The organism is Streptomyces sp. NBC_01707 (genome assembly GCF_041438805.1).
Classification (GTDB): domain Bacteria; phylum Actinomycetota; class Actinomycetes; order Streptomycetales; family Streptomycetaceae; genus Streptomyces.
The window spans coordinates 2,415,285-2,437,076 of record NZ_CP109190.1; the positions used below are offsets into that span (position 1 = coordinate 2,415,285).

The 21,792-nt window shown below is 69.6% G+C and carries 18 protein-coding genes; 13 read left to right on the forward strand and 5 right to left on the reverse strand.

Annotation, left to right across the window (positions count from 1 at the left end):
• The first annotated feature begins 198 nt into the window (after positions 1-198).
• The 9 genes from OG963_RS10885 to pssA all read left to right on the forward strand — a co-directional run bounded on the left by OG963_RS10885 (position 199) and on the right by pssA (position 10,064).
• A complete protein-coding gene (locus OG963_RS10885; protein WP_093776216.1) occupies positions 199-1,017 on the forward strand; it encodes a TetR family transcriptional regulator in 819 nt (272 codons plus the stop codon).
• A gap of 136 nt (positions 1,018-1,153) precedes the next feature.
• Positions 1,154-1,951, forward strand: coding sequence for a GNAT family N-acetyltransferase (locus tag OG963_RS10890; protein ID WP_093776027.1), 798 nt, complete (start codon positions 1,154-1,156; stop codon positions 1,949-1,951).
• A gap of 391 nt (positions 1,952-2,342) precedes the next feature.
• Positions 2,343-3,680, forward strand: a complete 1,338-nt coding sequence (gene ccrA / locus OG963_RS10895) for a crotonyl-CoA carboxylase/reductase (protein ID WP_371798824.1) — start codon at positions 2,343-2,345, stop codon at positions 3,678-3,680.
• Between the two features lies 1 nt (position 3,681).
• Positions 3,682-5,694, forward strand: coding sequence for a protein meaA (locus OG963_RS10900; RefSeq protein WP_093930190.1), 2,013 nt, complete (start codon positions 3,682-3,684; stop codon positions 5,692-5,694).
• Positions 5,691-6,656 (forward strand): CoA ester lyase, encoded by a 966-nt coding sequence (locus OG963_RS10905; protein WP_030916547.1) that lies wholly within the window; start codon positions 5,691-5,693, stop codon positions 6,654-6,656. Before OG963_RS10900 ends, OG963_RS10905 begins: the two co-directional genes overlap by 4 nt.
• Before the next feature lie 2 nt (positions 6,657-6,658).
• The gene (locus OG963_RS10910; RefSeq protein ID WP_030916550.1) at positions 6,659-7,186 is read left to right on the forward strand and encodes a MaoC family dehydratase; all 528 of its coding nucleotides are present in this window, start codon (positions 6,659-6,661) and stop codon (positions 7,184-7,186) included.
• A gap of 2 nt (positions 7,187-7,188) precedes the next feature.
• A complete protein-coding gene (locus OG963_RS10915) occupies positions 7,189-8,394 on the forward strand; it encodes an acyl-CoA dehydrogenase family protein (RefSeq protein ID WP_030916553.1) in 1,206 nt (401 codons plus the stop codon).
• A 181-nt stretch (positions 8,395-8,575) separates the two neighbouring features.
• A complete protein-coding gene (locus OG963_RS10920; protein ID WP_030916556.1) occupies positions 8,576-9,223 on the forward strand; it encodes a phosphatidylserine decarboxylase in 648 nt (215 codons plus the stop codon).
• A 22-nt stretch (positions 9,224-9,245) separates the two neighbouring features.
• The gene (pssA, locus tag OG963_RS10925) at positions 9,246-10,064 is read left to right on the forward strand and encodes a CDP-diacylglycerol--serine O-phosphatidyltransferase (RefSeq protein ID WP_176902275.1); all 819 of its coding nucleotides are present in this window, start codon (positions 9,246-9,248) and stop codon (positions 10,062-10,064) included.
• 181 nt (positions 10,065-10,245) lie between these two features.
• Here pssA and OG963_RS10930 read toward each other — a convergent pair whose 3' ends face one another.
• Positions 10,246-12,666 carry a SpoIIE family protein phosphatase gene (locus OG963_RS10930; protein ID WP_256223647.1) on the reverse strand — a complete coding sequence of 807 codons (2,421 nt, stop codon included), beginning with the start codon at positions 12,664-12,666 and terminating at the stop codon, positions 10,246-10,248.
• 416 nt (positions 12,667-13,082) lie between these two features.
• Here OG963_RS10930 and OG963_RS10935 point away from each other — a divergent pair, with 416 nt between their 5' ends.
• Positions 13,083-15,431, forward strand: coding sequence for a discoidin domain-containing protein (locus OG963_RS10935; protein ID WP_093930189.1), 2,349 nt, complete (start codon positions 13,083-13,085; stop codon positions 15,429-15,431).
• A gap of 111 nt (positions 15,432-15,542) precedes the next feature.
• Here OG963_RS10935 and OG963_RS10940 read toward each other — a convergent pair whose 3' ends face one another.
• Complete coding sequence (locus OG963_RS10940; protein ID WP_371800281.1) at positions 15,543-16,658, reverse strand: glycerate kinase; 1,116 nt, start codon at positions 16,656-16,658, stop codon at positions 15,543-15,545.
• A 153-nt stretch (positions 16,659-16,811) separates the two neighbouring features.
• On the opposite strand from OG963_RS10940, the gene OG963_RS10945 reads away from it, so the two are divergent.
• Both OG963_RS10945 and OG963_RS10950 read left to right on the forward strand, forming a co-directional pair.
• Positions 16,812-17,306: an NUDIX hydrolase gene (locus OG963_RS10945; RefSeq protein ID WP_093776013.1), complete on the forward strand. Its 495-nt coding sequence runs from the start codon at positions 16,812-16,814 to the stop codon at positions 17,304-17,306.
• A 153-nt stretch (positions 17,307-17,459) separates the two neighbouring features.
• The gene (locus OG963_RS10950) at positions 17,460-18,203 is read left to right on the forward strand and encodes a Sir2 family NAD-dependent protein deacetylase (RefSeq protein WP_093776011.1); all 744 of its coding nucleotides are present in this window, start codon (positions 17,460-17,462) and stop codon (positions 18,201-18,203) included.
• Between the two features lie 110 nt (positions 18,204-18,313).
• On the opposite strand, the gene OG963_RS10955 is transcribed toward OG963_RS10950, so the two are convergent.
• Positions 18,314-18,724 (reverse strand): (2Fe-2S) ferredoxin domain-containing protein, encoded by a 411-nt coding sequence (locus OG963_RS10955; RefSeq protein ID WP_093776009.1) that lies wholly within the window; start codon positions 18,722-18,724, stop codon positions 18,314-18,316.
• A gap of 361 nt (positions 18,725-19,085) precedes the next feature.
• On the opposite strand from OG963_RS10955, the gene OG963_RS10960 reads away from it, so the two are divergent.
• Positions 19,086-19,670, forward strand: coding sequence for a TMEM165/GDT1 family protein (locus OG963_RS10960; RefSeq protein ID WP_030916578.1), 585 nt, complete (start codon positions 19,086-19,088; stop codon positions 19,668-19,670).
• A gap of 87 nt (positions 19,671-19,757) precedes the next feature.
• Here the strand turns inward: OG963_RS10960 and OG963_RS10965 are convergent, their stop codons facing one another.
• Positions 19,758-20,276, reverse strand: coding sequence for a methylated-DNA--[protein]-cysteine S-methyltransferase (locus OG963_RS10965; protein ID WP_362269047.1), 519 nt, complete (start codon positions 20,274-20,276; stop codon positions 19,758-19,760).
• A 12-nt stretch (positions 20,277-20,288) separates the two neighbouring features.
• Positions 20,289-21,761 carry an AlkA N-terminal domain-containing protein gene (locus tag OG963_RS10970; RefSeq protein WP_093930185.1) on the reverse strand — a complete coding sequence of 491 codons (1,473 nt, stop codon included), beginning with the start codon at positions 21,759-21,761 and terminating at the stop codon, positions 20,289-20,291.
• Between the last annotated feature and the right edge of the window lie 31 nt (positions 21,762-21,792).

The following is a 21,792-nucleotide window of genomic DNA, read 5'->3' on the forward strand; positions in this document are numbered from 1 at the left end:
GGACGGCGGGCTCCCGCCCGGCCGGCGAGGTCTCCGGCCGGGCGGGAGCGCTCCGCCGGCTCCCCGCCGGTTCCCGGGCCGGGCGCCGGCTGGGGAGGGCTCCTCGACCCGCCACCACCGCCTTCGGCGTGGGAGGCGCCGCCCGGCGGCCCGCCCCCGCAGGCGCGCTCTCCTGCGCCGATGCAGTACGTTCACACCATGTCCCAGCCCGCCAGGTCCCCCCGTGTCTCCACCGCACCCGACGCCCCGGAGAGTGCCGCAGGCACGCGCGCCGCCGCCCAACGGCTCAAGATGCGCCGTGAACTGGCCGCCGCAGCGATGGAGCTCTTCGCCACGAAGGGGTACGAGGCGACGACGGTCGACGAGATCGCGGGCGCCGCGGGCGTCGCCCGGCGGACCTTCTTCCGGCACTTCCGCTCCAAGGAAGAGGCGATCTTCCCGGACCATGACGACACCCTCGTCCGGGCCGAGGCCGTCCTCAATGCCGCCCCCGCGCACGAGCACCCGCTCGACACCGTCTGCCGCGGCATCAAGGAAGTCATGAAGATGTACGCGGCCAAGCCTGCGGTCTCCGTGGCCCGCTACAAGCTGACCCGCGAGGTCCCCACCCTGCGGGAGGCCGAGATCGCCTCGGTGGCCCGCTACGAGCGGCTGTTCACGCGCTATCTCCTGGGCCATTTCGACGAGCGCGACCACCATGTCGGCAATGACGATCCGCTGCTGGCGGAGGTCGCGGCGTCCGCCGTCGTCACCGCGCACAACCATGTGCTGCGCCGCTGGCTGCGGGCGGGCGGCCAGGGCGACGTGGAGGCACAGCTCGACCACGCGTTCGCGATCGTCCGGGACACGTTCGGGACCGGGATCGGCGCGGGCCGGATCGCCGGGACCGAGCCCGCGTCCCCGCCGGCCGCCGCTTCGGTGAGCACGGAGGGCGAGGTGCTGGTCGCAGTGGCGCGCACCGACGCACCGCTCGACGAAGTGATGCGCACGATCCAGCAGGCGCTCAAGGACCACTGAGCGGGGGCCTGTTGGCCGAACCGCTCCGACGACACCCCGCATGCCGGACGGGCTCGCTTCCGAGCCCGTCCGGCATCCGCGTGCTCGGGCGCCGAAACTGGTTGCGGCCCGGACCCGCCGGTGTTGTGGTGGGCCCATGACTCATGATCACGACGCCCTGCTGTCCCTCTTCGACCACGAGATGCGCGAGCAGGCCCGACCCGACGGCCCCGGTGTCCGGATCGAGCGCACCGCGGATGTCGTACGTCAGGTCGGCGCGGCCTCCGACTGGAACGGCGTCGTCTGGTCGGCGCCGGATCTGGACGCCGCCCGGGCGGATGCGGCGATCGCGGCCCAGGTGGAGCGCTTCACCGAGCTCGGCCTCGACGAGTTCGAGTGGAAACTGTACGCGCACGACCGGCCGGCGGACCTGGGGCAGCGGCTGCGGGCGGCCGGCTTCGTCGCGGAGGAACCGGAGACCCTGTTGGTCGCCCCGGTCGCGGACCTTCCGACCGCGGTGGAGCTCCCCGATGGCGTCCGACTGCGTACGGTGACCGACGCGGCCGATGTGGAGCTGATGGCCCGGGCCCATGAGCGGGCGTTCGGCTCGGACTGGTCGCGGCTGCGCCATCAGGTGCTGGCCCGGCTCTCCGAGGCCCCGGACAGCTTCGTCGGGGTCCTGGCGATGGTGGGCGACGAGCCGGTGAGCTCGGCCCGCATGGAGCTGTACCCGGGCACCGGCTTCGCGGGACTCTGGGGCGGCGGGACCGTAGAGCCGTGGCGCGGGAAGGGCATCTACCGAGCGCTGGTGGCCTTCCGTGCCGCGATCGCCACCGAGCGTGGCTACACATATCTGCAGGTCGACGCGACCGAACAGAGCCGTCCGATCCTCCAGCGGCTCGGTTTCACCGCGCTGAGCAGCACCACGCCGTACGTCTACCGACGCAAGTCCTGACGGCACCGAGCGGGACGGAACACCCCGAACCACCTCTCATGTCGCTCATGCGTGCCGGGCGGATGACATGTGAGAGAAATTGTTGGCACGCAGTGCCTTGCCAGGTGTCACGGAGTGCCATACGTTGAAGTTGTCCGGGCGGCCGGCGTGCAGAGACCTCACGTACGCCGGCTGTCCCCGCAAGCCATGTGCCTGCGCGCCCGGACGCCTGCGTCACAGGCAAACCCTTCTGCTCCACCAGAGCAGGCCGAAGCCTTACCAGCCGAACCGACGGCAGCACCTCCACAACGCACCGCACCCCCGTTGGCAGGGACCCTCAGGCGTCCCTCGACGCATTCCCCGAGCACTCGGCCCCGGTCGAGCCGGGGAGACACCATCTCGGAGGCACACCGTGAAGGAAATCCTGGACGCGATCCAATCGCAGGACAGCACCGCCGCAGATTTCGCGGCCCTGTCCATCCCCGAGTCGTACCGCGCGGTGACCGTGCACAAGGACGAGACGGAGATGTTCGCCGGGCTCGACACCCGCGACAAGGACCCCCGCAAGTCGCTGCACGTCGACGACGTCCCGGTGCCCGAGCTCGGGCCCGGCGAGGCGCTGGTCGCCGTCATGGCCAGCTCGGTGAACTACAACTCGGTCTGGACCTCGATCTTCGAGCCGATGTCCACCTTCGGCTTCCTGGAGCGCTACGGAAGGCTCAGCGAGCTCACCAAGCGCCACGACCTGCCGCATCACGTCATCGGCTCCGACCTGGCGGGCGTCGTCCTGCGCACCGGCCCCGGCGTCAACGCCTGGCACCCCGGCGACGAGGTCGTCGCGCACTGCCTCTCGGTCGAACTGGAGTCCTCGGACGGCCACAACGACACGATGCTCGACCCCGAGCAGCGGATCTGGGGCTTCGAGACCAACTTCGGCGGCCTCGCCGAGATCGCGCTCGTCAAGTCCAACCAGCTGATGCCGAAGCCGCAGCACCTCAGCTGGGAGGAGGCCGCCGCTCCCGGCCTGGTCAACTCCACCGCGTACCGCCAGCTCGTCTCGCGCAACGGCGCCGGCATGAAGCAGGGCGACAACGTGCTGATCTGGGGTGCCAGCGGCGGACTCGGTTCATACGCCACGCAGTTCGCGCTGGCCGGCGGCGCCAACCCGATCTGCGTCGTCTCCAGCGAGCAGAAGGCGGACATCTGCCGGAAGATGGGCGCCGAGGCGATCATCGACCGCAACGCCGAGGACTACAAGTTCTGGAAGGACGAGCACAACCAGGACCCGCGCGAGTGGAAGCGGTTCGGCAAGCGCATCCGCGAGCTGACCGGCGGCGAGGACGTGGACATCGTCTTCGAGCACCCGGGCCGCGAGACGTTCGGTGCCTCGGTGTACGTGACCCGCAAGGGCGGCACGATCGTCACCTGCGCGTCGACGTCGGGCTACAACCACGAGTACGACAACCGCTACCTGTGGATGTCGCTGAAGAAGATCGTGGGCTCGCACTTCGCGAACTACCGCGAGGCGTGGGAGGCCAACCGGCTGATCGCCAAGGGCAAGATCCACCCCACGCTGTCGAAGGTCTACTCCCTGGAGGAGACCGGCCAGGCCGCCTACGACGTGCACCGCAACCTTCACCAGGGCAAGGTCGGCGTTCTGGCGCTGGCCCCGCGCGAGGGTCTGGGTGTGCGCAACGAGGAGCTCCGCGAGCAGCACATCGACGCCATCAATCGCTTCCGGGACATCTGACATGAGTGGCCGTCAGAAGGACCGCCCGTGGCTCATGAGGACGTACGCCGGTCACTCGACCGCCGAGGCGTCCAACGAGCTCTACCGGCGCAACCTCGCCAAGGGCCAGACCGGTCTGTCGGTCGCGTTCGACCTGCCGACCCAGACGGGTTACGACCCCGACCACATCCTCGCCCGCGGCGAGGTCGGGCGGGTCGGCGTGCCCGTCTCGCACCTCGGCGACATGCGGCGGCTGTTCCAGGACATCCCGCTCGAGCAGATGAACACCTCGATGACGATCAACGCCACCGCGATGTGGCTGCTGGCGCTCTATCAGGTGGTCGCCGAGGAGCAGGGCGCCGACGCAGCGAAGCTCCAGGGCACGACGCAGAACGACATCGTCAAGGAGTACCTCTCGCGCGGGACGCATGTCTTCCCGCCCGGTCCCTCGCTGCGGCTGACCACCGACATGATCACGTACACGGTCAACCACATACCGAAGTGGAATCCGATCAACATCTGCAGCTATCACCTGCAGGAGGCGGGGGCCACTCCGGTCCAGGAGATCGCGTACGCCATGTCGACGGCAATCGCCGTGCTCGACGCGGTCCGCGACTCCGGGCAGGTGCCCGAGGAGAAGTTCGGCGATGTCGTCGCCCGCATCTCCTTCTTCGTGAACGCGGGCGTCCGCTTCATCGAGGAGATGTGCAAGATGCGCGCCTTCGGCCGCATCTGGGACCAGGTCACCCGCGAGCGGTACGGCATCACCGACGCCAAGCAGCGCCGGTTCCGCTACGGCGTCCAGGTCAACTCCCTCGGGCTGACCGAGGCGCAGCCGGAGAACAACGTCCAGCGCATCGTCCTGGAGATGCTGGCGGTCACGCTCTCCAAGGACGCCCGCGCCCGGGCCGTCCAGCTGCCCGCCTGGAACGAGGCGCTGGGACTCCCGCGGCCCTGGGACCAGCAGTGGTCGCTTCGGATCCAGCAGGTCCTCGCGCACGAGAGCGATCTGCTGGAGTACGAGGACATCTTCGCCGGGTCGCATGTGATCGAGGCCAAGGTGGACGCCCTGGTCACCGAGTCGCTCGCGGAGATCGACCGGATCCAGCAGATGGGCGGGGCCATGGCGGCCGTCGAGTCCGGCTACCTGAAGTCGGAGCTGGTCTCCTCGCACGCGCAACGGCGGGCCCGGATCGAGGGCGGCGAGGAGAAGATCGTCGGCGTCAACATCTACGAGACGACCGAGCCGAACCCGCTCACCTCGGACCTCGACGGCGCCATCATGACGGTCGACCCGGCCAACGAGGCCAGGGTGGTCGCGGCGCTCCACGAGTGGCGCGACAACCGTGACGAGGCCCGCGCCTCCGAGGCGCTGGCGGCGCTGAAGAAGGCCGCGGCCGGCACCGACAACATGATGGAAGCGACCGTGGAGTGCGCCCGCGCGGGTGTCACCACCGGCGAATGGTCGTGGGCGCTGCGCGATGTGTTCGGCGAGTTCCGGGCCCCGACGGGCGTGTCGTCCGCGCCGGTCGCGGTGACCGCGGAGGCGGGCACGCCGCTCGCCCTGGTCCGCGAGAAGGTCGCCCGCACCGCCGGCGACCTCGGCACCGGACGGCTGCGGCTGCTGGTCGGCAAGCCGGGCCTGGACGGGCACTCCAACGGCGCCGAGCAGATTGCCGTACGCGCCCGTGACGCCGGGTTCGAGGTCGTGTACCAGGGGATCAGGCTGACCCCCGAACAGATCGTCTCGGCCGCGCTGGCCGAGGACGTGCACTGCGTCGGTCTGTCGATCCTGTCCGGCTCGCACGCCGAGCTGGTGCCGGACGTGCTGAACCGGCTGCGTGAGGCCGGCGCCAACGACATACCCGTCATCGCTGGCGGGATCATTCCGCCCGCCGACGCCACCGCGCTGATCGATGCGGGCGTCGCCGCAGTATTCACCCCGAAGGACTTCGGCATCACGGAGATCATCGGCCGTATCGTCGACGAGATCCGGAAAGCGAACAAGCTCGACCCTCTGGAGGTCCCCGCATGACCCAGCCTGTGAACCGTCTGCGTCCGCGTCGCTCCTGCCTGGCCGTGCCGGGCTCGAACCCGCGGTTCCTGGAGAAGGCCCAGGGCCTCCCGGCCGACCAGGTCTTCCTGGACCTCGAGGACGCCTGCGCCCCGCTCGCCAAGGAAGGCGCCCGGCACCACATCGTCGACGCGCTGAACAACGGCGACTGGACGGGCAAGACCCGGGTCGTGCGCGTCAACGACTGGACGACGCACTGGACGTACCGCGATGTGATCACGGTGGTCGAGGGTGCCGGCCAGAACCTCGACTGCATCATGCTGCCGAAGGTCCAGGACGCCCAGCAGGTCGTCGCCCTCGATCTGCTGCTCACCCAGATCGAGAAGACCATGGGCTTCGAGGTCGGCAGGATCGGCATCGAGGCGCAGATCGAGAACGCCAAGGGCCTGGTGAACATCGACGACATCGCCGCCGCCTCACCGCGTCTGGAGACGCTGATCTTCGGCCCGGCCGACTTCATGGCGTCGATCAACATGAAGACCCTGGTCGTCGGCCAGCAGCCGCCCGGCTACGGTGCGGACGCCTACCACTACATCCTCATGCGCATCCTGATGGCGGCCCGTACGTACGACCTCCAGGCGATCGACGGTCCCTTCCTGCAGATCCGTGACGTGGACGCCTACCGCGAGGTCGCCGGCCGTGCGGCGGCGCTGGGCTTCGACGGCAAGTGGGTACTGCACCCCGGCCAGGTCGACGCGGCCAACGAGGTGTTCTCGCCGTCGCAGGAGGACTACGACCACGCCGAGCTGATCCTCGACGCGTACGAGTGGTGCACCTCGGAGGCGGGCGGCAAGAAGGGTTCGGCGATGCTCGGCGACGAGATGATCGACGAGGCCAGCCGGAAGATGGCCCTGGTCATCGCGGGCAAGGGCCGCGCGGCCGGCATGCAGCGCACCTCCAAGTTCGAAGCTCCGGAGGCCTGACCATGCAGTTCGGACGCACCTATGAGGAGTTCGAGGTCGGTGCGGTGTACAAGCACTGGCCCGGAAAGACGGTCACGGAGTACGACGACCACCTTTTCTGTCTGCTCACCATGAATCACCACCCGCTGCACATGGACAGCAACTACGCGGAAAAGACGACCGATTTCGGGAAGAACGTTGTAGTCGGCAACTACATCTACTCGCTGTTGCTCGGCATGTCCGTCCCCGACGTCTCCGGGAAGGCGATCGCCAACCTGGAGGTCGAATCCCTGAAGCATGTCGCGCCGACCTTCCACGGCGACACGATCTACGGCGAGACGACCGTCCTCGACAAGACTCCGTCAAAGTCCAAGAGTGACCGCGGAATCGTCTACGTGGAGACCAAGGGCTACAAGCAGGACGGGACGCTCGTCTGCGTGTTCCGCCGCAAGGTGATGGTCCCCACCGAGACGTACATCAAGGAGCGCGGCGGCGAGCAGCCCGGCCGCCCGGAGCTGAACCAGCCTTCGCAGAAGAACGTGGAGAAGTAGCCATGACGCGACTCGCCCAGACCGCCGGCCTGAACGACATCCAGCAGGAAATCCTCTCCACGGTCCGGGATTTCGTCGACAAGGAGATCATTCCGGTCGCGACCCAGTTGGAGCACCGCGACGAGTACCCGACGGAGATCGTCGAGGGGCTCAAGGAACTGGGTCTGTTCGGGCTGATGATCCCCGAGGAGTACGGCGGCCTGGGTGAGTCGCTTCTCACATACGCGCTCTGCGTCGAGGAGATCGCACGCGGCTGGATGAGCGTGTCGGGAATCATCAACACGCACTTCATCGTGGCGTACATGCTCAAGCAGCACGGCACCCAGGAGCAGAAGGACACGTTCCTGCCGCGGATGGCGCTGGGCGAGGTCCGGGGCGCGTTCTCGATGTCCGAGCCGGCGCTGGGCTCCGACGTCTCGGCCATCACCTCCAAGGGCGTCAGGGACGGCGACGAGTACGTCCTGAACGGCCAGAAGATGTGGCTGACGAACGGCGGCACGTCCTCGCTCGTCGCCGTGCTGTGCCGAAGTGACGAAGGCCACCCCGAGGGGACGGCCCCGCACAAGTCGATGACGACCTTCCTGGTCGAGAAGGAGCCGGGCTTCGGTGAGGTCCGTCCGGGGCTCACCATTCCCGGGAAGATCGACAAGATGGGTTACAAGGGCGTCGACACGACGGAACTCATCATGGACGGACTGCGCATTCCGGCCAATCGTGTACTAGGCGGCACCACCGGCCGAGGGTTTTACCAAATGATGGACGGTGTCGAGGTCGGCCGGGTGAATGTGGCCGCGCGTGGTTGCGGCGTCGCTCAGCGTGCATTCGAACTGGGCGTTTCCTACGCTCAGCAACGCCACACCTTCGGAAAGCCGATCGCCCAGCACCAGGCGATCCAGTTCAAGCTGGCCGAAATGGCCACCAAGGTCGAAGCGGCGCATGCGATGATGGTGAATGCAGCGCGCAAAAAGGACTCCGGGGAACGAAACGACCTGGAGGCAGGGATGGCGAAGTACCTCGCCTCCGAATACTGCAAGGAAGTCGTCGAGGACGCCTTCCGCATCCACGGCGGTTACGGCTTCTCCAAGGAGTACGAGATCGAGCGCCTCTACCGGGAGGCCCCGATGCTGTTGATCGGTGAAGGTACCGCCGAAATCCAGAAAATGATCATTGGGCGCCGACTCCTCGAGGAGTACCGGTTCCAGGGCTGATTGTCCCCTTCGAGGTGATTTAGCCGCGAAGAAGATCACACCCTGTCATCCTCAGCCGGTGCCTTCCAGCCGTCCGACTCGGCTGCTGGCTTGCCCAGTTGCGGCCCGCAACCGATAGCATCGCCGGAAAAGCCGCCGTCCCCCGTTGCCAGCGCGGCATCATCCGCTACGAAGGTCATCCATGCCCGACAGCCAAACCTCTGCATCACGCGGCGGAGTCCGCCTTGCGCGCGGAGCTTCGCCGTGGCTCCTCCCGACCGTCGCCACCGCGGCGCTCAGCCTCACCCGGGCCCGCAAGTCCGGACGCTGGGCCGCCGTGGCCGTGCCCACCACCGCACTCGCGGCGGGCATGCTGTGGTTCTTCCGCGACCCCGAGCGCGAGATCACCCAGGGCCGAGTCATCTCTCCGGCCGACGGCGTGGTGCAGAGCATCATGCCGTGGAAGGACGGGCGCACCCGCGTCGCGATCTTCATGAGCCCGCTGAATGTCCACGTCAACCGTGCGCCTCTGGCGGGCACGGTGACATCGGTCGAGCACATCCCTGGTGGGTTCGTCCCGGCGTTCAACAAGGAGAGCGAGAACAACGAGCGCGTTGTCTGGCACTTCGACACCGAGCTCGGTGACATCGAGATGGTGCAGATCGCGGGTGCGGTTGCCCGTCGCATCGTCCCGTACATCCCGCAGGGCACGAAGGTGGAGCAGGGCGAGCGCATCGGCCTGATCCGCTTCGGCTCCCGGGTCGACATCTACCTTCCGGAAGGTATCGATGTCGCGGTCGAGGTCGGCCAGGCCACCACCGCGGGGGTGACTCGAATTGACCGTGATTGATCCCGACACACAGGCCGGCTGGGTGCCGGAGGCCGAGTCCGAGGACGACGTCGAGGACATGCCGCTGTCTCTGCGGCTGTCGATAGCGGACACCCTCACTCTCGGTAATGCCACGTGCGGTTTCATGGCGGTGTACTTCACCACCACGGGGATCCTCATCCCGCACCTCACGGGCAGCGACGAGAGCGGCATGGCCCGGCACTCGGCGGCCACCGCCGTGATCCTGATGCTCCTCGCCGCGGTCTTCGACCTCTTCGACGGGCTGGTGGCGCGCAAGCTCCGCAGCTCGCCGATGGGCGCGGAGCTGGACAACCTCTCGGACCTGATCAGCTTCGGCCTCGCCCCGGCGTACTTCGTACTCGTGTACGGCATGGTCGCGGACGACGCGCACCAGAGGGTGTCGGCGCTCGCGGCGATCGTCGTGCTGCTGGCCGTGGTGCTGAGACTGGCCAGATTCTCCTGTGTGACCATGAAGGACGGCATGTTCCAGGGCATGCCGAGCCCCTTCGGAGCGCTCACGGTCGTCTCGATCGTCCTCCTGGAGCTGCCCTTCGTACCGACGCTGCTCGCGATCGTCGGAGTGGCGTGGCTGATGGTCAGCCGGGTCGAGTACCCGAAGCCGCGGGGTGTCCTCGCGGTGGCGATGCTCAGCTGGATCGTCGGCGCCATGGGACTGCTCGCCGCCTGGGCGTTCGACGCCCCCGGTGGTCAGCTGCTCCTCCAGACCGGCTGCGCGCTGCAGGTGGTCCTGGGCGCGGTCATCCCGCTCTTCGCGACGGCGCGGCGGGTGAACACCTTCCGCGACAACCGGCGCGAGGCACGGGCGGCTCAGCTGCCCTAGCGGTACAGCACAAGACGTACGAGGGCCCGGGTGCTTCCCCAGCACCCGGGCCCTCCTGCATGTCGTGGTGGCGCACCTTCCCGGTGCGGTCTTCGCGATCATCGTTCGGCGGACGCCGACGTCACAGAGCCGGTCGGGAGTGCGCTCTCCCGGCCGGCTCCGCGGGTCTGCCCGGCGACCGCTACGCCTCCCAGCGGGCGGCGAGCAGGAGCGCGATGTCGTCGGGCCGGTCGGACTCCTGCTTCGCCTCCCGGATCACCAGATCCGCCATGTCGGCGAGCGACGGCAGGTCTGCTCGCTCGATCGTGGAGCGCAGCCGCTCGATGCCCAGATCGATGTCGGTCCCTGTGTGCTCGACCAGTCCGTCGGTGAACAGCGTCAGGATCGCGCCGGGGTCCAGGAGGAGGTCGTTGACCGGGTAGGAGGCACGGGGGGCGACACCGAGCACGATGCCGCCCGGCAGGTCCAGGACCTCGGTCGTGTGGTCGGGGTGGCGGAGCAAGGGCTGCGGGTGCCCGGCGCGGACCGCCTGGGTGCGGCCGGTGACGGGGTCGAGGACGACGTAGCAGCAGCTGGCGATCTGGCCGGGGTCGAGGTCGATGAGCAGCCGGTTGGTGCCGCTCACCACCTCCTGCGGATCATGCCCGCTGAGGGCGAAAGCCCTTACCGCGCTCCGTAGTTGGCCCATGGTCGCGGCGGCGGCGACTCCGTGCCCCTGGACGTCCCCGATGACCAGGGCCAGTCCGCGCTCCGTCTCGATGACGTCGTACCAGTCGCCCCCGACGTCCATGCCCTGGGTGCCGGCGAGATACCGCCCGGCGGTCTCGACGTGCTCGAGTACGGGCAGCCGGTGCGGCAGCAGGGCGTTCTGCAGGCCGCGGGCCAGGGCGGATTCCGTGTCGTACCGCTGGGCCCGCTGGAGGGACTGGGCGATGAGGCCGGCGAGCGCGGTGAGGACCGTGCGTTCCTCGGGGGTGAAACCGCGCGGGTGGTCGAAGCCGAGGATGCAGGAGCCGACGGGCCGACCGGAGGCGATCAGCGGCAGGAAGGCGCGGGCGCCGACGTCGGCGTCCAGGGGGATGCCGGGGTAGGCGGCGGCCAGATGCTGCATGGACTCGAAGAAGATCGGGCGGCCGGTGGTGAGCGTCTCGACGCCGGGCAGGTGGGCGGTGAGGGACACGCCGTCGAAACGGTCCAGGAAGCCCTTCGGGAAGCCGGTCTCCCAGGCCAGGTAGAGGTGCCGCTCGTTCAGCAGGTAGATCGCCAGTTGCCTGCCGCCGAACGCGGGCAGCAGCTCCTCCGTGACCACCACCGAGACCTGGCGTGCCGTGACGGCCTCCGTCAGCGCGATGGCGAGGGCGACCGGCCGGTAGAGCGCGGACGCCCGGTCGGCCGGGGAGCCGATCCCCACGCCGGGTGTGACGACGGACCCCGGCGTGTAGGCCGGTTCCGTGGCGGCGAGCGTGACCGTCACTCCGTCGTGGCCCGGGTACAGGGACACGGACAGCCAGTCGTCGTCGGCGCGCCTCGCGAGGAAGTGCACCGGGTCGTGGGAGAGCAGCGCGGCCCGGTGATCGTCGTCGTACGCGGGGTGTCCGAACCACGGCAGGACCTCCCACACGACGCGGCCGACCAGGTCGGCGCGTGCCCGGTCGAGCAGCTCCTCCGCGAGATCGTTGACGTAGGTGATCCGTCCGAGCCGGTCGAGCGAGAAGATGCCGCGCGGGAGCCGGTCGGCCGCCTCCGCGACGACCGCCCCGGCACCGAGGTCGACGAGGAAGCCGGTGAGACGACCGGCCGCGCCGTCACCGGGCGGTCGGGTCCGGCGGCTGGAGAGTTCGAGGAGGTTCGTCCGGCCGTCGGGGCCGCGCAGCCGCAACCGGCGTACGACCGGGCCCGACGATCCGGCCGCCCGGCGGGCGACGGCGCACAGCCCGCACACGTCCTCCGGGGCCAGTAGCGCAGTCAGCGCGTCGATGGTGCCCCCGAACTGTGCGTGCTCCGTGGCGAGGATCGCGCACAGCTCCCGGTCGGCTTCGACGGCGCCGGTGTCCAGGTCCCACTCGAAGTGTCCGATCCTGACCGGTGGACCGGAGGCCGAGGGCAGCTGGACGGGTACCGGCTCGCCGTCCCACACGACCTGGGTGCCCTCGCCCGCCAGCTCCGCGAGGTCGGAGCCGAGCTGGTGGGCCACCTTCTGAAGGCTGTGCCGGTGGGCCCGCGATATCGGCTTCCCGGGAGTGGCCGGGCGCAGCACCGCCAGGACCCCGAACTTCTCGTGGCCGCCGCCGACGGGCACGAACAGCGAACCGAACGGGAACGGCAGGCCGGCCATCAACTGCGGGAACCGGCGCATGGCCTCCTCGGCGTCGGGAAGCAGGATCGACCGGTGCGAGCGGTAGGACTCACACACCGGGAAGGGCCGGTTCACATGCATGCGCCACCAGGGGCGGAACAGTCGACCCGGCAGGCCGGCAAGCACCGCGAGCCGCAGCAGTTCAGGGTTCCCGGAGCGCAGATATACGCCGCCTGCGTACCCGTCGGCGGACTCGACCGCGCTCACTGCGGCCTGCGCGAGCACCAGGGACAGTTCGCCCGGCACCCGGCCGCCGTTCAGGCTGCCTCTCACCGCCCCGGGCACGGACCCACCTTCATCCTGCGGACTGTGCCGGGTAGCGCCGTACCAGGTCACACAGTCAGGATGCGCCCCGGCGGCACTGCAGCGCACCCGGTGGACCCGCCCACGGCGATGAATGACATCTTCCAACACCATGTGAGTCTTTTGCGTCGGAAGGGCGCCGCGTCGGACGCCTGGAGGCGAAACATTCCGCGCGGCAGCTGGAGACCACCGCTTCGCACAACGATTTTTCTGGATGTTCTTCGCAAAGTCCCCCGAACAAAGTCTTAATTTTGAGTGATCATAGCGATATTTTGCAAACAGCATGGACGTCCTTGCGGTCCGCTCCTAGCCTGTGGGGCGTCCGAAGAGCCCCCACGAGCCGCAAGGACGACGATCACGTGACCCCACCACCGAAACGCCTCCTGCTCAGACGCTCTCTGTCCGCCTCCCTCTCCCTGGCCCTCGCCGCGTTCGGCACCGCCGCCGCGGTCGTACTGTCCAGCGCCCCGCCCGCCCGGGCCGCGGGTGTCCCCGCGCCCTCCCCCCTCGCGGTCCCCGGCCGCGGTGCGACCGTTCCGTTCAAGGAACAGGAAGCCGAGTACGCGGCCACGAACGGCACGCTGATCGGGCCGAACCGGCTGTACGGCACGCTGCCCTCCGAGGCCTCCGGCCGGCAGGCCGTGACGCTGGACGCCGTCGGCGAGTACGTGGAGTTCACCCTCACCGCCCCGGCGAACGCGATGTCCTTCCGCTACTCCCTGCCGGACAGTCCGGACGGAACGGGCCGGGACGCCTCCATCGACGTGCGCGTGAGCGGCGGGGCGCCGAAGAGCGTCCCGGTCACATCGAAGTACGGCTGGTACTACGGCGGTTACCCGTTCAACAACAACCCGGGCGACACCAACCCACACCACTTCTACGACGAGGCCCGGACCATGTTCGGGTCGACGCTCCCCATCGGCACGAAGGTGCGGCTCCAGGTCTCCTCCACCGCCGCATCGCCCACGTTCACCATCGACCTGGCCGACTTCGAGCAGGTCGACGCCCCGGTCGGCAGGCCGTCGGGGGCGCTGGACGTGGTGGGCGACTTCGGCGCCGACCCGACGGGTGCCACCGACTCCACCGGCAGGATCCAGGCGGCCGTCGACGCCGGCCGGGCCCAGGGCAAGGAGGTGTACATCCCGCAGGGAACCTTCCAGGTCCGCGATCACATCGTCGTCGACAAGGTGACACTGCGCGGGGCCGGTCCCTGGTACAGCGTGCTGACCGGGCGCGATCCGTCGAACCGCAGCAAGGCGGTCGGTGTCTACGGCAAGTACGCCGCGGACGGCGGCAGCAGCAATGTCACCCTCAAGGACTTCGCCATCATCGGCGACATCCGTGAACGGGTGGACAACGACCAGGTCAACGCCATCGGCGGAGCGATGTCCAATTCGGTCGTCGACAACATCTGGATGCAGCACACCAAGTGCGGCGCCTGGATGGACGGGCCGATGGACAATTTCACGGTCAAGAACAGCCGCATTCTCGACCAGACCGCCGACGGCGTGAATTTCCACTACGGCGTCACGAACTCCACCGTCACCAACACATTCGTCCGCAACACCGGTGACGACGGCCTGGCGATGTGGGCGGAGAACGTACCGAATGTGAAGAACAAGTTCACGTTCAACACCGTGATCCTGCCGATCCTCGCGAACAACATCGTGACGTACGGCGGCAAGGACATCACCATCTCCGACAACGTCATGTCCGACACGATCACCAATGGCGGCGGCCTTCATGTCGCCAATCGCTATCCCGGGGTGAATTCGGGTCAGGGCACTGCGGTCTCCGGTATCACGACAGCCGCCCGGAACACTCTGATCCGTACCGGGAACAACGACTTCAACTGGCGATTCGGGGTCGGCGCGATCTGGTTCAGCGGACTCAACGAACCCATCAACGCCACGATCAACATCACCGACACCGAGGTGCTCGACAGCTCGTACGCCGCGATCCATCTGATCGAGGGGGCCACCAACGGGCTGCATTTCGACAACGTCAGGATCGACGGCGCGGGTACCTACGCCCTGCAGATCCAGGCTCCGGGGACGGCCACGTTCACCGATGTCGTCGCCACGCACATCGCCCAGTCGAACCCGATCCACAACTGTGTCGGCAGTGGCTTCCAGATCACCCGAGGCAGCGGAAACTCCGGCTGGTACGCCGACCCGCCGGCCTGCACCGGCACCTGGCCGGACCCGGTGTGGACCAACGGCGGGGTGCCGGGGGGCGGCACCGACCCGACCGATCCGACCGACCCGCCCACCGACCCACCGAGCGATCCCGGCAACCTTGCGCTGGGCCGGCCGGTCACCGAGTCGGGGCACGCGGACGTCTATGGTGCCGCCAACGCCGTGGACGGCAATGCGAGCAGCTACTGGGAGAGCACCAACCACGCCTTCCCGCAGACCATCACCGTGGACCTGGGCGCTCCCCGGGCCGTCAAACGCGTGGTCCTGAAACTGCCCCCGGCGACGGCATGGGCGACCCGCACGCAGACGCTGAGCGTGTCGGGCAGCGCCGACAACTCCTCGTACAGCTCGCTCAAGGGGTCGGCCGACTATGTCTTCGACCCGGCCCACGGCAATACCGCGACGGTCACTCTGCCCGGCACGTCGGCCCGCTATCTGCGGCTGACCTTCACCGCGAACACGGGGTGGCCCGCGGGTCAGCTCTCGGAACTGGAGGCGTACACCAGCTGACGACGCGACCGGTCGCCGGACGGGTTCGGACCCGTCCGGCAACCGGTCGGACGTTCCGGGCGGGCCAAGGCCCGTCCCGGCTCGATCCGACTCTACTCAGCTCAGCTCAGCTCACGACAGGAAGTCGCGGGCGATCCCTTCCGCCACCCGCTCCAGCAGCGGGCCCGCCTGTGCCATGCACACGGCCGGGTCCGGCTCCAGCTCCGTGAGGGCGTACGCGCGCCGGATACCGGCCCTGCCCAGCGCCTCCGGAGGCAGTGCCAGGCGGCCGCAGACCGCCACCACCTCCAGTCCCGCCGCGCGGGCCGCCGCCGCGACCCCTGCCGGGGCCTTGCCGTGCAGGGTCTGCTCGTCGAGGGAACCCTCGCCCGTGATCACCAGCGTGGCACGGGCCAGGGCCGGAGCGAAGCCGAGTACGTCGAGCATGACCTCGATGCCGGGGCGGAACCGGGCACCGAGCGCTACCAGCGCCCCGTAGCCGATGCCGCCCGCCGCACCCGCTCCGGGGAGCTTCGCGTGGTCCGGTCCCAGGATGGACGCGTAGTGGGCGAGCGCCGCGTCCAGGGTCGCGATGTCGTCCTCGGTCGCGCCCTTCTGTCGCCCGTATACCTCCGGCGCGCCCATCGGACCGGTCAGCGGGTTGTCCACGTCGCTGGCGAGGATCAGGTCCACGTCGGCCAGCCGCGGGTCGAGGCCGGACAGATCCGCCTCGGCCAGCTTCGCGAGGCCGCCGCCACCGGGACCGACGGACTTGCCGTCCGCGTCCAGGAAGCGGGCGCCGAGCGCGGCCAGCATGCCCGCGCCGCCGTCGGTCGTCGCGCTGCCGCCGACCCCGAACACAATGGTCCGGGCGCCGGCGTCCAACGCCGCGGCAAGCAGCTCGCCGGAGCCGTACGTGGTGGCCGTGAGCGGGGCGAAGACCCCTGCGGGAAGGTGCTGGAGGCCTGACGCCTCGGCCATCTCCACCACCGCGGTGGTGTCCCGCAGCGCGTACGCGGCGGTCACGGTCTCCCCACGCGGCCCGGTCACACGCGCTTCGCGCCGCTCGAAGCCGGCGGCCACCGCCGCCGCCACCGTGCCGTCGCCGCCGTCCGCCACAGGCAGGGTCTCGACCTGCACCTCGGGGACGATGCGCCGCAGCCCGGCTGTCACCCGCTCCGCGACCTGTACCGCGGTCAGCGAGCCCTTGAACTTGTCCGCCGCGACGAGCACGCGGGCGGTCTCCATCACTGCTCCGTCCGTCACCTTGCATCCCTTGCTTTCGAACAGGCAGTCGCGCCGCCCCGACCCTATCCGGAGCGCGGCCCCTGTGCCCATGGGTGTCCGGGCCCTGGACCCGGGCTCCGGTGGCCGGCCCGGCGCCCCCACTACGCTGCGCACGTGACCACCACTGACTACGCCACGTACATCGCGGGACTGCCCAGGGTGCTGGCCGCCGCCGCAACCGTCTTCCAGGACGCGGAAGGACGGGTCCTGCTCGTCGAGCCGAACTACCGGGACGGTTGGGCGCTGCCCGGCGGAACGATCGAGTCCGACGAGGGCGAGACCCCGCGCCGGGCCGCGCGCCGTGAGACGGCCGAGGAGATCGGGCTCGATCTGGAACCGGGACGGCTGCTCGCGGTCGACTGGGCGCGCAGCCCCGCACGTCCGCCGATCGCCGCGTATCTGTACGACGGCGGAGTCCTGGACGACGTCCAGTTGAAGGCGATCCGGCTGCAGGAGGAGGAACTCCTGTCCTGGAAGCTGGTGGAGCGCGTCGCGCTCGACCAGTATCTGCTCGGCTCGCTCGGAGACCGGGTGCGGGCGGCACTTGAGGTGCGCGACGCCGGATCAGGCGCCGTGGAACTGGAGGACGGCAGGCCCGTCGCCCCCTGACCGTCCGCTTCGACGGCGTCCCGGGCCTGCGGCAACCATCGCTTCCGCCGCGAGTGCCGCATCGGGACCGACGGTGACATCGGCCGTGGGAGGCACCGACAGCGCGGCCAAAACGCCTCGCGGGCGGCGGCCACAGCTGCGTACGCTCGCCGTATGACTCTCGTCGCGATCCTCAGCGGCGCCGGCATCTCCACGGACTCCGGCATCCCCGACTACCGCGGGCCGAACGGCCTCTGGCGGAAGGACCCCGAGGCCGAGAAGCTCGTCACGTACGACTTCTACATGACCGATCCGGAGATCCGGCGCCGCTCCTGGCAGATGCGCCGCACCAGCGCCACCTGGCATGCCGAGCCGAACGCCGCCCACCGGGCCGTGGCGGACCTGGAGCGGGCCGGGGTTCCGGTGCGGGTGATCACGCAGAACGTCGACGGGCTGCACCAGCTGGCCGGTGTCTCCGCCCGCAAGGTCCTCGAACTGCACGGCACCGCCCGCGAGGTGGTCTGCACCCGATGCCACGCCCGGTCGCCCATGGCTCAGGCACTCACCAGGGTCGAGGCGGGCGAGGCGGACCCGGCGTGCACCGTCTGCGGCGGCATCCTGAAGTCGGCGACGGTCATGTTCGGTGAGCGGCTCGATCCGGTGGTGCTGGGCGAGGCGATGTCGATCGCGAAGGCGTGCGAGGTGTTCATCGCAGTCGGTACGACGCTGCAGGTGCAGCCCGCCGCGTCGCTGGCCGGGATCGCGGCGGAGTACGGTGCGCGGCTGATCGTTGTGAACGCCGAGCCGACGCCGTACGACGAACTGGCCGAGGAGACGATCCGGGAGCCCATCGGAACCGCGCTGCCGTCACTGCTCGCGCGGCTGTCCGCCGAAGCGGACGCGGGGGCGAGCGGCTGACCTGCGGGGGACGGCGGGCTCGCCTCCGAGGGCGATCGAGCACCGGCGAGCGCACGACGACAGTTGCGGCACCTCCGCCCGCTGATCCGGCAGGGATCACGGGACCGCCCTCAGGACGGACCGAGTTCCTGCTGTACGCGGCGCGAGGGGCGGAAGGTGTAGAGGTCGAGGATGTCGGGGGCGTCCGCGAGGCCGGGGCCACCCGCTTCGACCCAGGCGATGATGTCGGCGACGGCATCCGGGTCGTTGACGAGGCCGAGCCAGACCGGACGGCCCCCCGCCCTTCTCCCCTCGGCCGAGGGCTGCACGACGATGACATCGGCCTGCTCGCAGGCGTCCAGGCACTCCACGGCACGCACCACGGCGATCTCGCCGAGGGACCGGCGCAGAGCTGCGAGCTGGCCGGCATGGTCCACGTCCGGGATCTTCGGCGTACCGCAGCAGCAGCCCCGGCAGACACTGACGGTGGGCCGGGGGGCGCCCGGGTCGGACGTGGTGGCCTTGCGGGTGCGGCGGCTCATACGGGGACGCTTCCGGTCGTGACGCGGGCGAGGGCGCGGATGATCACCGTGGGACTCTACCGAGCACAGTGATGTCGAACACTTGAGCCCCTCCGGCGCCGGTGGCTGCGCCTCGGTGAGGTAAAGTTGGTGGCTGCGAAGGGGAGTAGCCCCGCAAACCGGTCGTCGACACACTGGAACCCTCGGGTTCCCGGTGGCCGGGCCCGTAGATCCTTACGGGCGGGCGAGACCTTCGGTCAGGTATGACACGCCCGCGCCCTGTGGGCGCTGCAGTCATGCCGGGCCGAGTGGTCCTCCGAAAAGCCCGAGTGGCGCTTCGCGGAAAGACCCGGGGCCCGGCTCTCACAGAAAGCCACCCGGAATGCATCTCGACCCCCTGGCGATCGTCACCGCCTTCGGGCTGATCTTCCTCGCGGAGCTCCCCGACAAGACCATGTTCGCGTCGCTGGCCATGGGCACACGCATGCGGCCGCTCTATGTCTGGTTCGGCACCTCGTCCGCGTTCCTCGTGCATGTCGCGATCGCCGTCGGCGCCGGCGGTCTGATCGGGCTGCTGCCCGACTGGATAGTCAAGCTCGTCTCGGCGGTCCTCTTCGCGTTCGGCGCGTTCATGCTGCTGCGCGGCGGGGCCGGCGACGGCGACGAGGAGAGCGAAGTCAAGACCGTGACCGGCTTCTGGCCTGTCTACTCGACCGCGTTCATGGCGGTCTTCATCAGTGAATGGGGCGACCTCACCCAGATCACCACGGCCAACCTGGCCGCCGGCAACGGCACATGGTCCACGGCCATCGGATCCCTGGCCGCGCTGATGTCCGTCTCCGCGCTGGCACTGCTCGCGGGACGGTTCATCGCGAAGCGGGTTCCGCTGGGCACGGTCCAGCGCATCGGCGGTCTGTGCATGCTGGGGCTGGCGATCTGGTCGGTGGTCGAGATCTTCACGGCCTGAGCCGGTTCCCTGACGCAGCCGGACACGGCGAAGCCCGACGGTCGCCCCGTGCGGCCGTCGGGCTTCGCCGTGTCCGGCTCACAGATCTCAGAAGAGCATCGGGGTGTCGTCCCCTGTGCCGTACTCGAAGGCCAGCAGCCGATGCTTCCGGTCGAGACCGCCGCCGTATCCGGTGAGGCTGCCGGAGGCTCCGATGACCCGGTGGCACGGAACGATGATCCCCACCGGGTTCTTGCCGTTGGCGAGGCCCACCGCGCGTGAGGCGCCCGGCTTGCCCAGCCGGTCGGCGAGTTCTCCGTACGAGCGTGTCTCCCCGTACGGGATCTGCCGGAGCTGCTCCCACACGCTGCGCTGGAACGGCGTACCGTCCAGATGCAGTGGCAGATCGAACTCCCGCAGATCGCCCGCGAAGTAGGCGTCCAACTGGCGGATCGTCTCCGCGAAGGGGCGTGGATCGGGGTCGCCGAAGGTCTCCTCGGTCGGACGGTGCCGCTGTTCGGTCATGTAGAGGCCCGAGAGCACGCCGTCGGTGGCGACGAGGGTGAGCGGGCCGTACGGGCTGTCGACGACCGTGTGCCGACGGGCCGCGAGATGTGTCGTGGTCATGCGAGAACTCCCCTATACGGGCAGGTGGTTGATGGGGTGGTCGTCGACGGTCCACAGGTACTGGACCGCGTACGCCCGCCAGGGACGCCAGGCCGCCGCGCGTGCGGTGAGCGCCGCGGGCGTGGACGGGAGGCCGAGCTCCTGTGCCGCCCGGCGGATGCCGAGGTCGGTGGGAATGAAGCTGTCCGGGTCGCCGAGCGCCCGCATGGCGATGACCTCGACGGTCCACGGGCCGAAGCCGGGCAGTGCGATCAGTTCGGCCCTGGCCCTCTCCCAGTCGCTGTCGGTGCCGAGCCGCAACGAGCCGTCGGCGAGCGCACCGACAAGTGTGGTGAGGGTGGTGCGGCGGCTGCGGGGCAGGGCGAGCTGCTCGGGATCGAGGCAGGCCAGCGCCTCAGGGGTCGGGAAAAGGTGGGTGAGGCCGCCCTCCGGGTCGTCGACGGGGATGCCGTGCGCGGTGACCAGGCGGGCCGCGTGGGTGCGGGCGGCGGCCGTCGAGACCTGCTGGCCCAGCACCGCCCGTACGGCGAACTCGGCCCCGTCGACGGTACGCGGCACCCGCCGCCCCGGGGCCTTGTCGATCAGCGGCGCGAGCAGCGGATCGGCCCGCAACTGGTCGTCGACGGCGACCGGGTCGGCGTCCAGGTCGAGCAGCCAGCGGCAGCGGCTGATGGCGCGGGTGAGGTCGCGCGGATCGGTGAGGAAGAGCCGGCACGCGATGTGGTCGGGGTGCGGGGTGAGGGCGACGATGCCGTGCCCGTACGGAAGGGTGAGCGTGCGGCGGTAGGCGCCGTCGCGCCACTCCTCGACGCCGGGTACCGCTGTCGCGGCGAGGTGGCCGAAGAGGTTGGACGGGTTGAGCGGGGCCCGGTACGGCAGCCTCAGCGCGATCACGCCCGGTGTCGCCGGCGTCTTCACGGACCGGGCGGCGCGGGTGCGCAGCTCGCCGGGCGCGAGGGCGAAGACCTCACGAACCGTGTCGTTGAAGGTGCGGACGGACGAGAACCCGGCCGCGAACGCCACGTCGGCCATGGGGAGTTCGGTCGTCTCGATGAGCAGCCGGGCGGTCTGCGCGCGCTGGGCGCGGGCCAGGGCCAACGGGCCCGCGCCCAGCTCGGCGAGAAGCTGGCGTTCGACCTGGCGGGCGGAGTAGCCGAGCCGGGCGGCCAGCCCCGGCACACCCTCGCGGTCGACGACCCCGTCCCTGATGAGGCGCATCGCGCGGGCGACCGAGTCGGCGCGGGCGTTCCACTCCGGGGAGCCGGGGCTGGTGTCGGGCCGGCACCGCTTGCAGGCGCGGAATCCGGCCTGCTGGCAGGCGGCGGCGCTGGGGTAGAAGGTCATGTTCTCGACCTTGGGCGGCACGACGGGGCAGCTCGGACGGCAGTAGATCCGGGTGGTCAGGACCGCCGTGAAGAACCAGCCGTCGAAGCGGGCGTCCTTGGACCGGACGGCCCGTACGCAGCGCTCGGTGTCGGTGTACATGCTTCAAGCATGGGTCACCGGACCCGTGGGG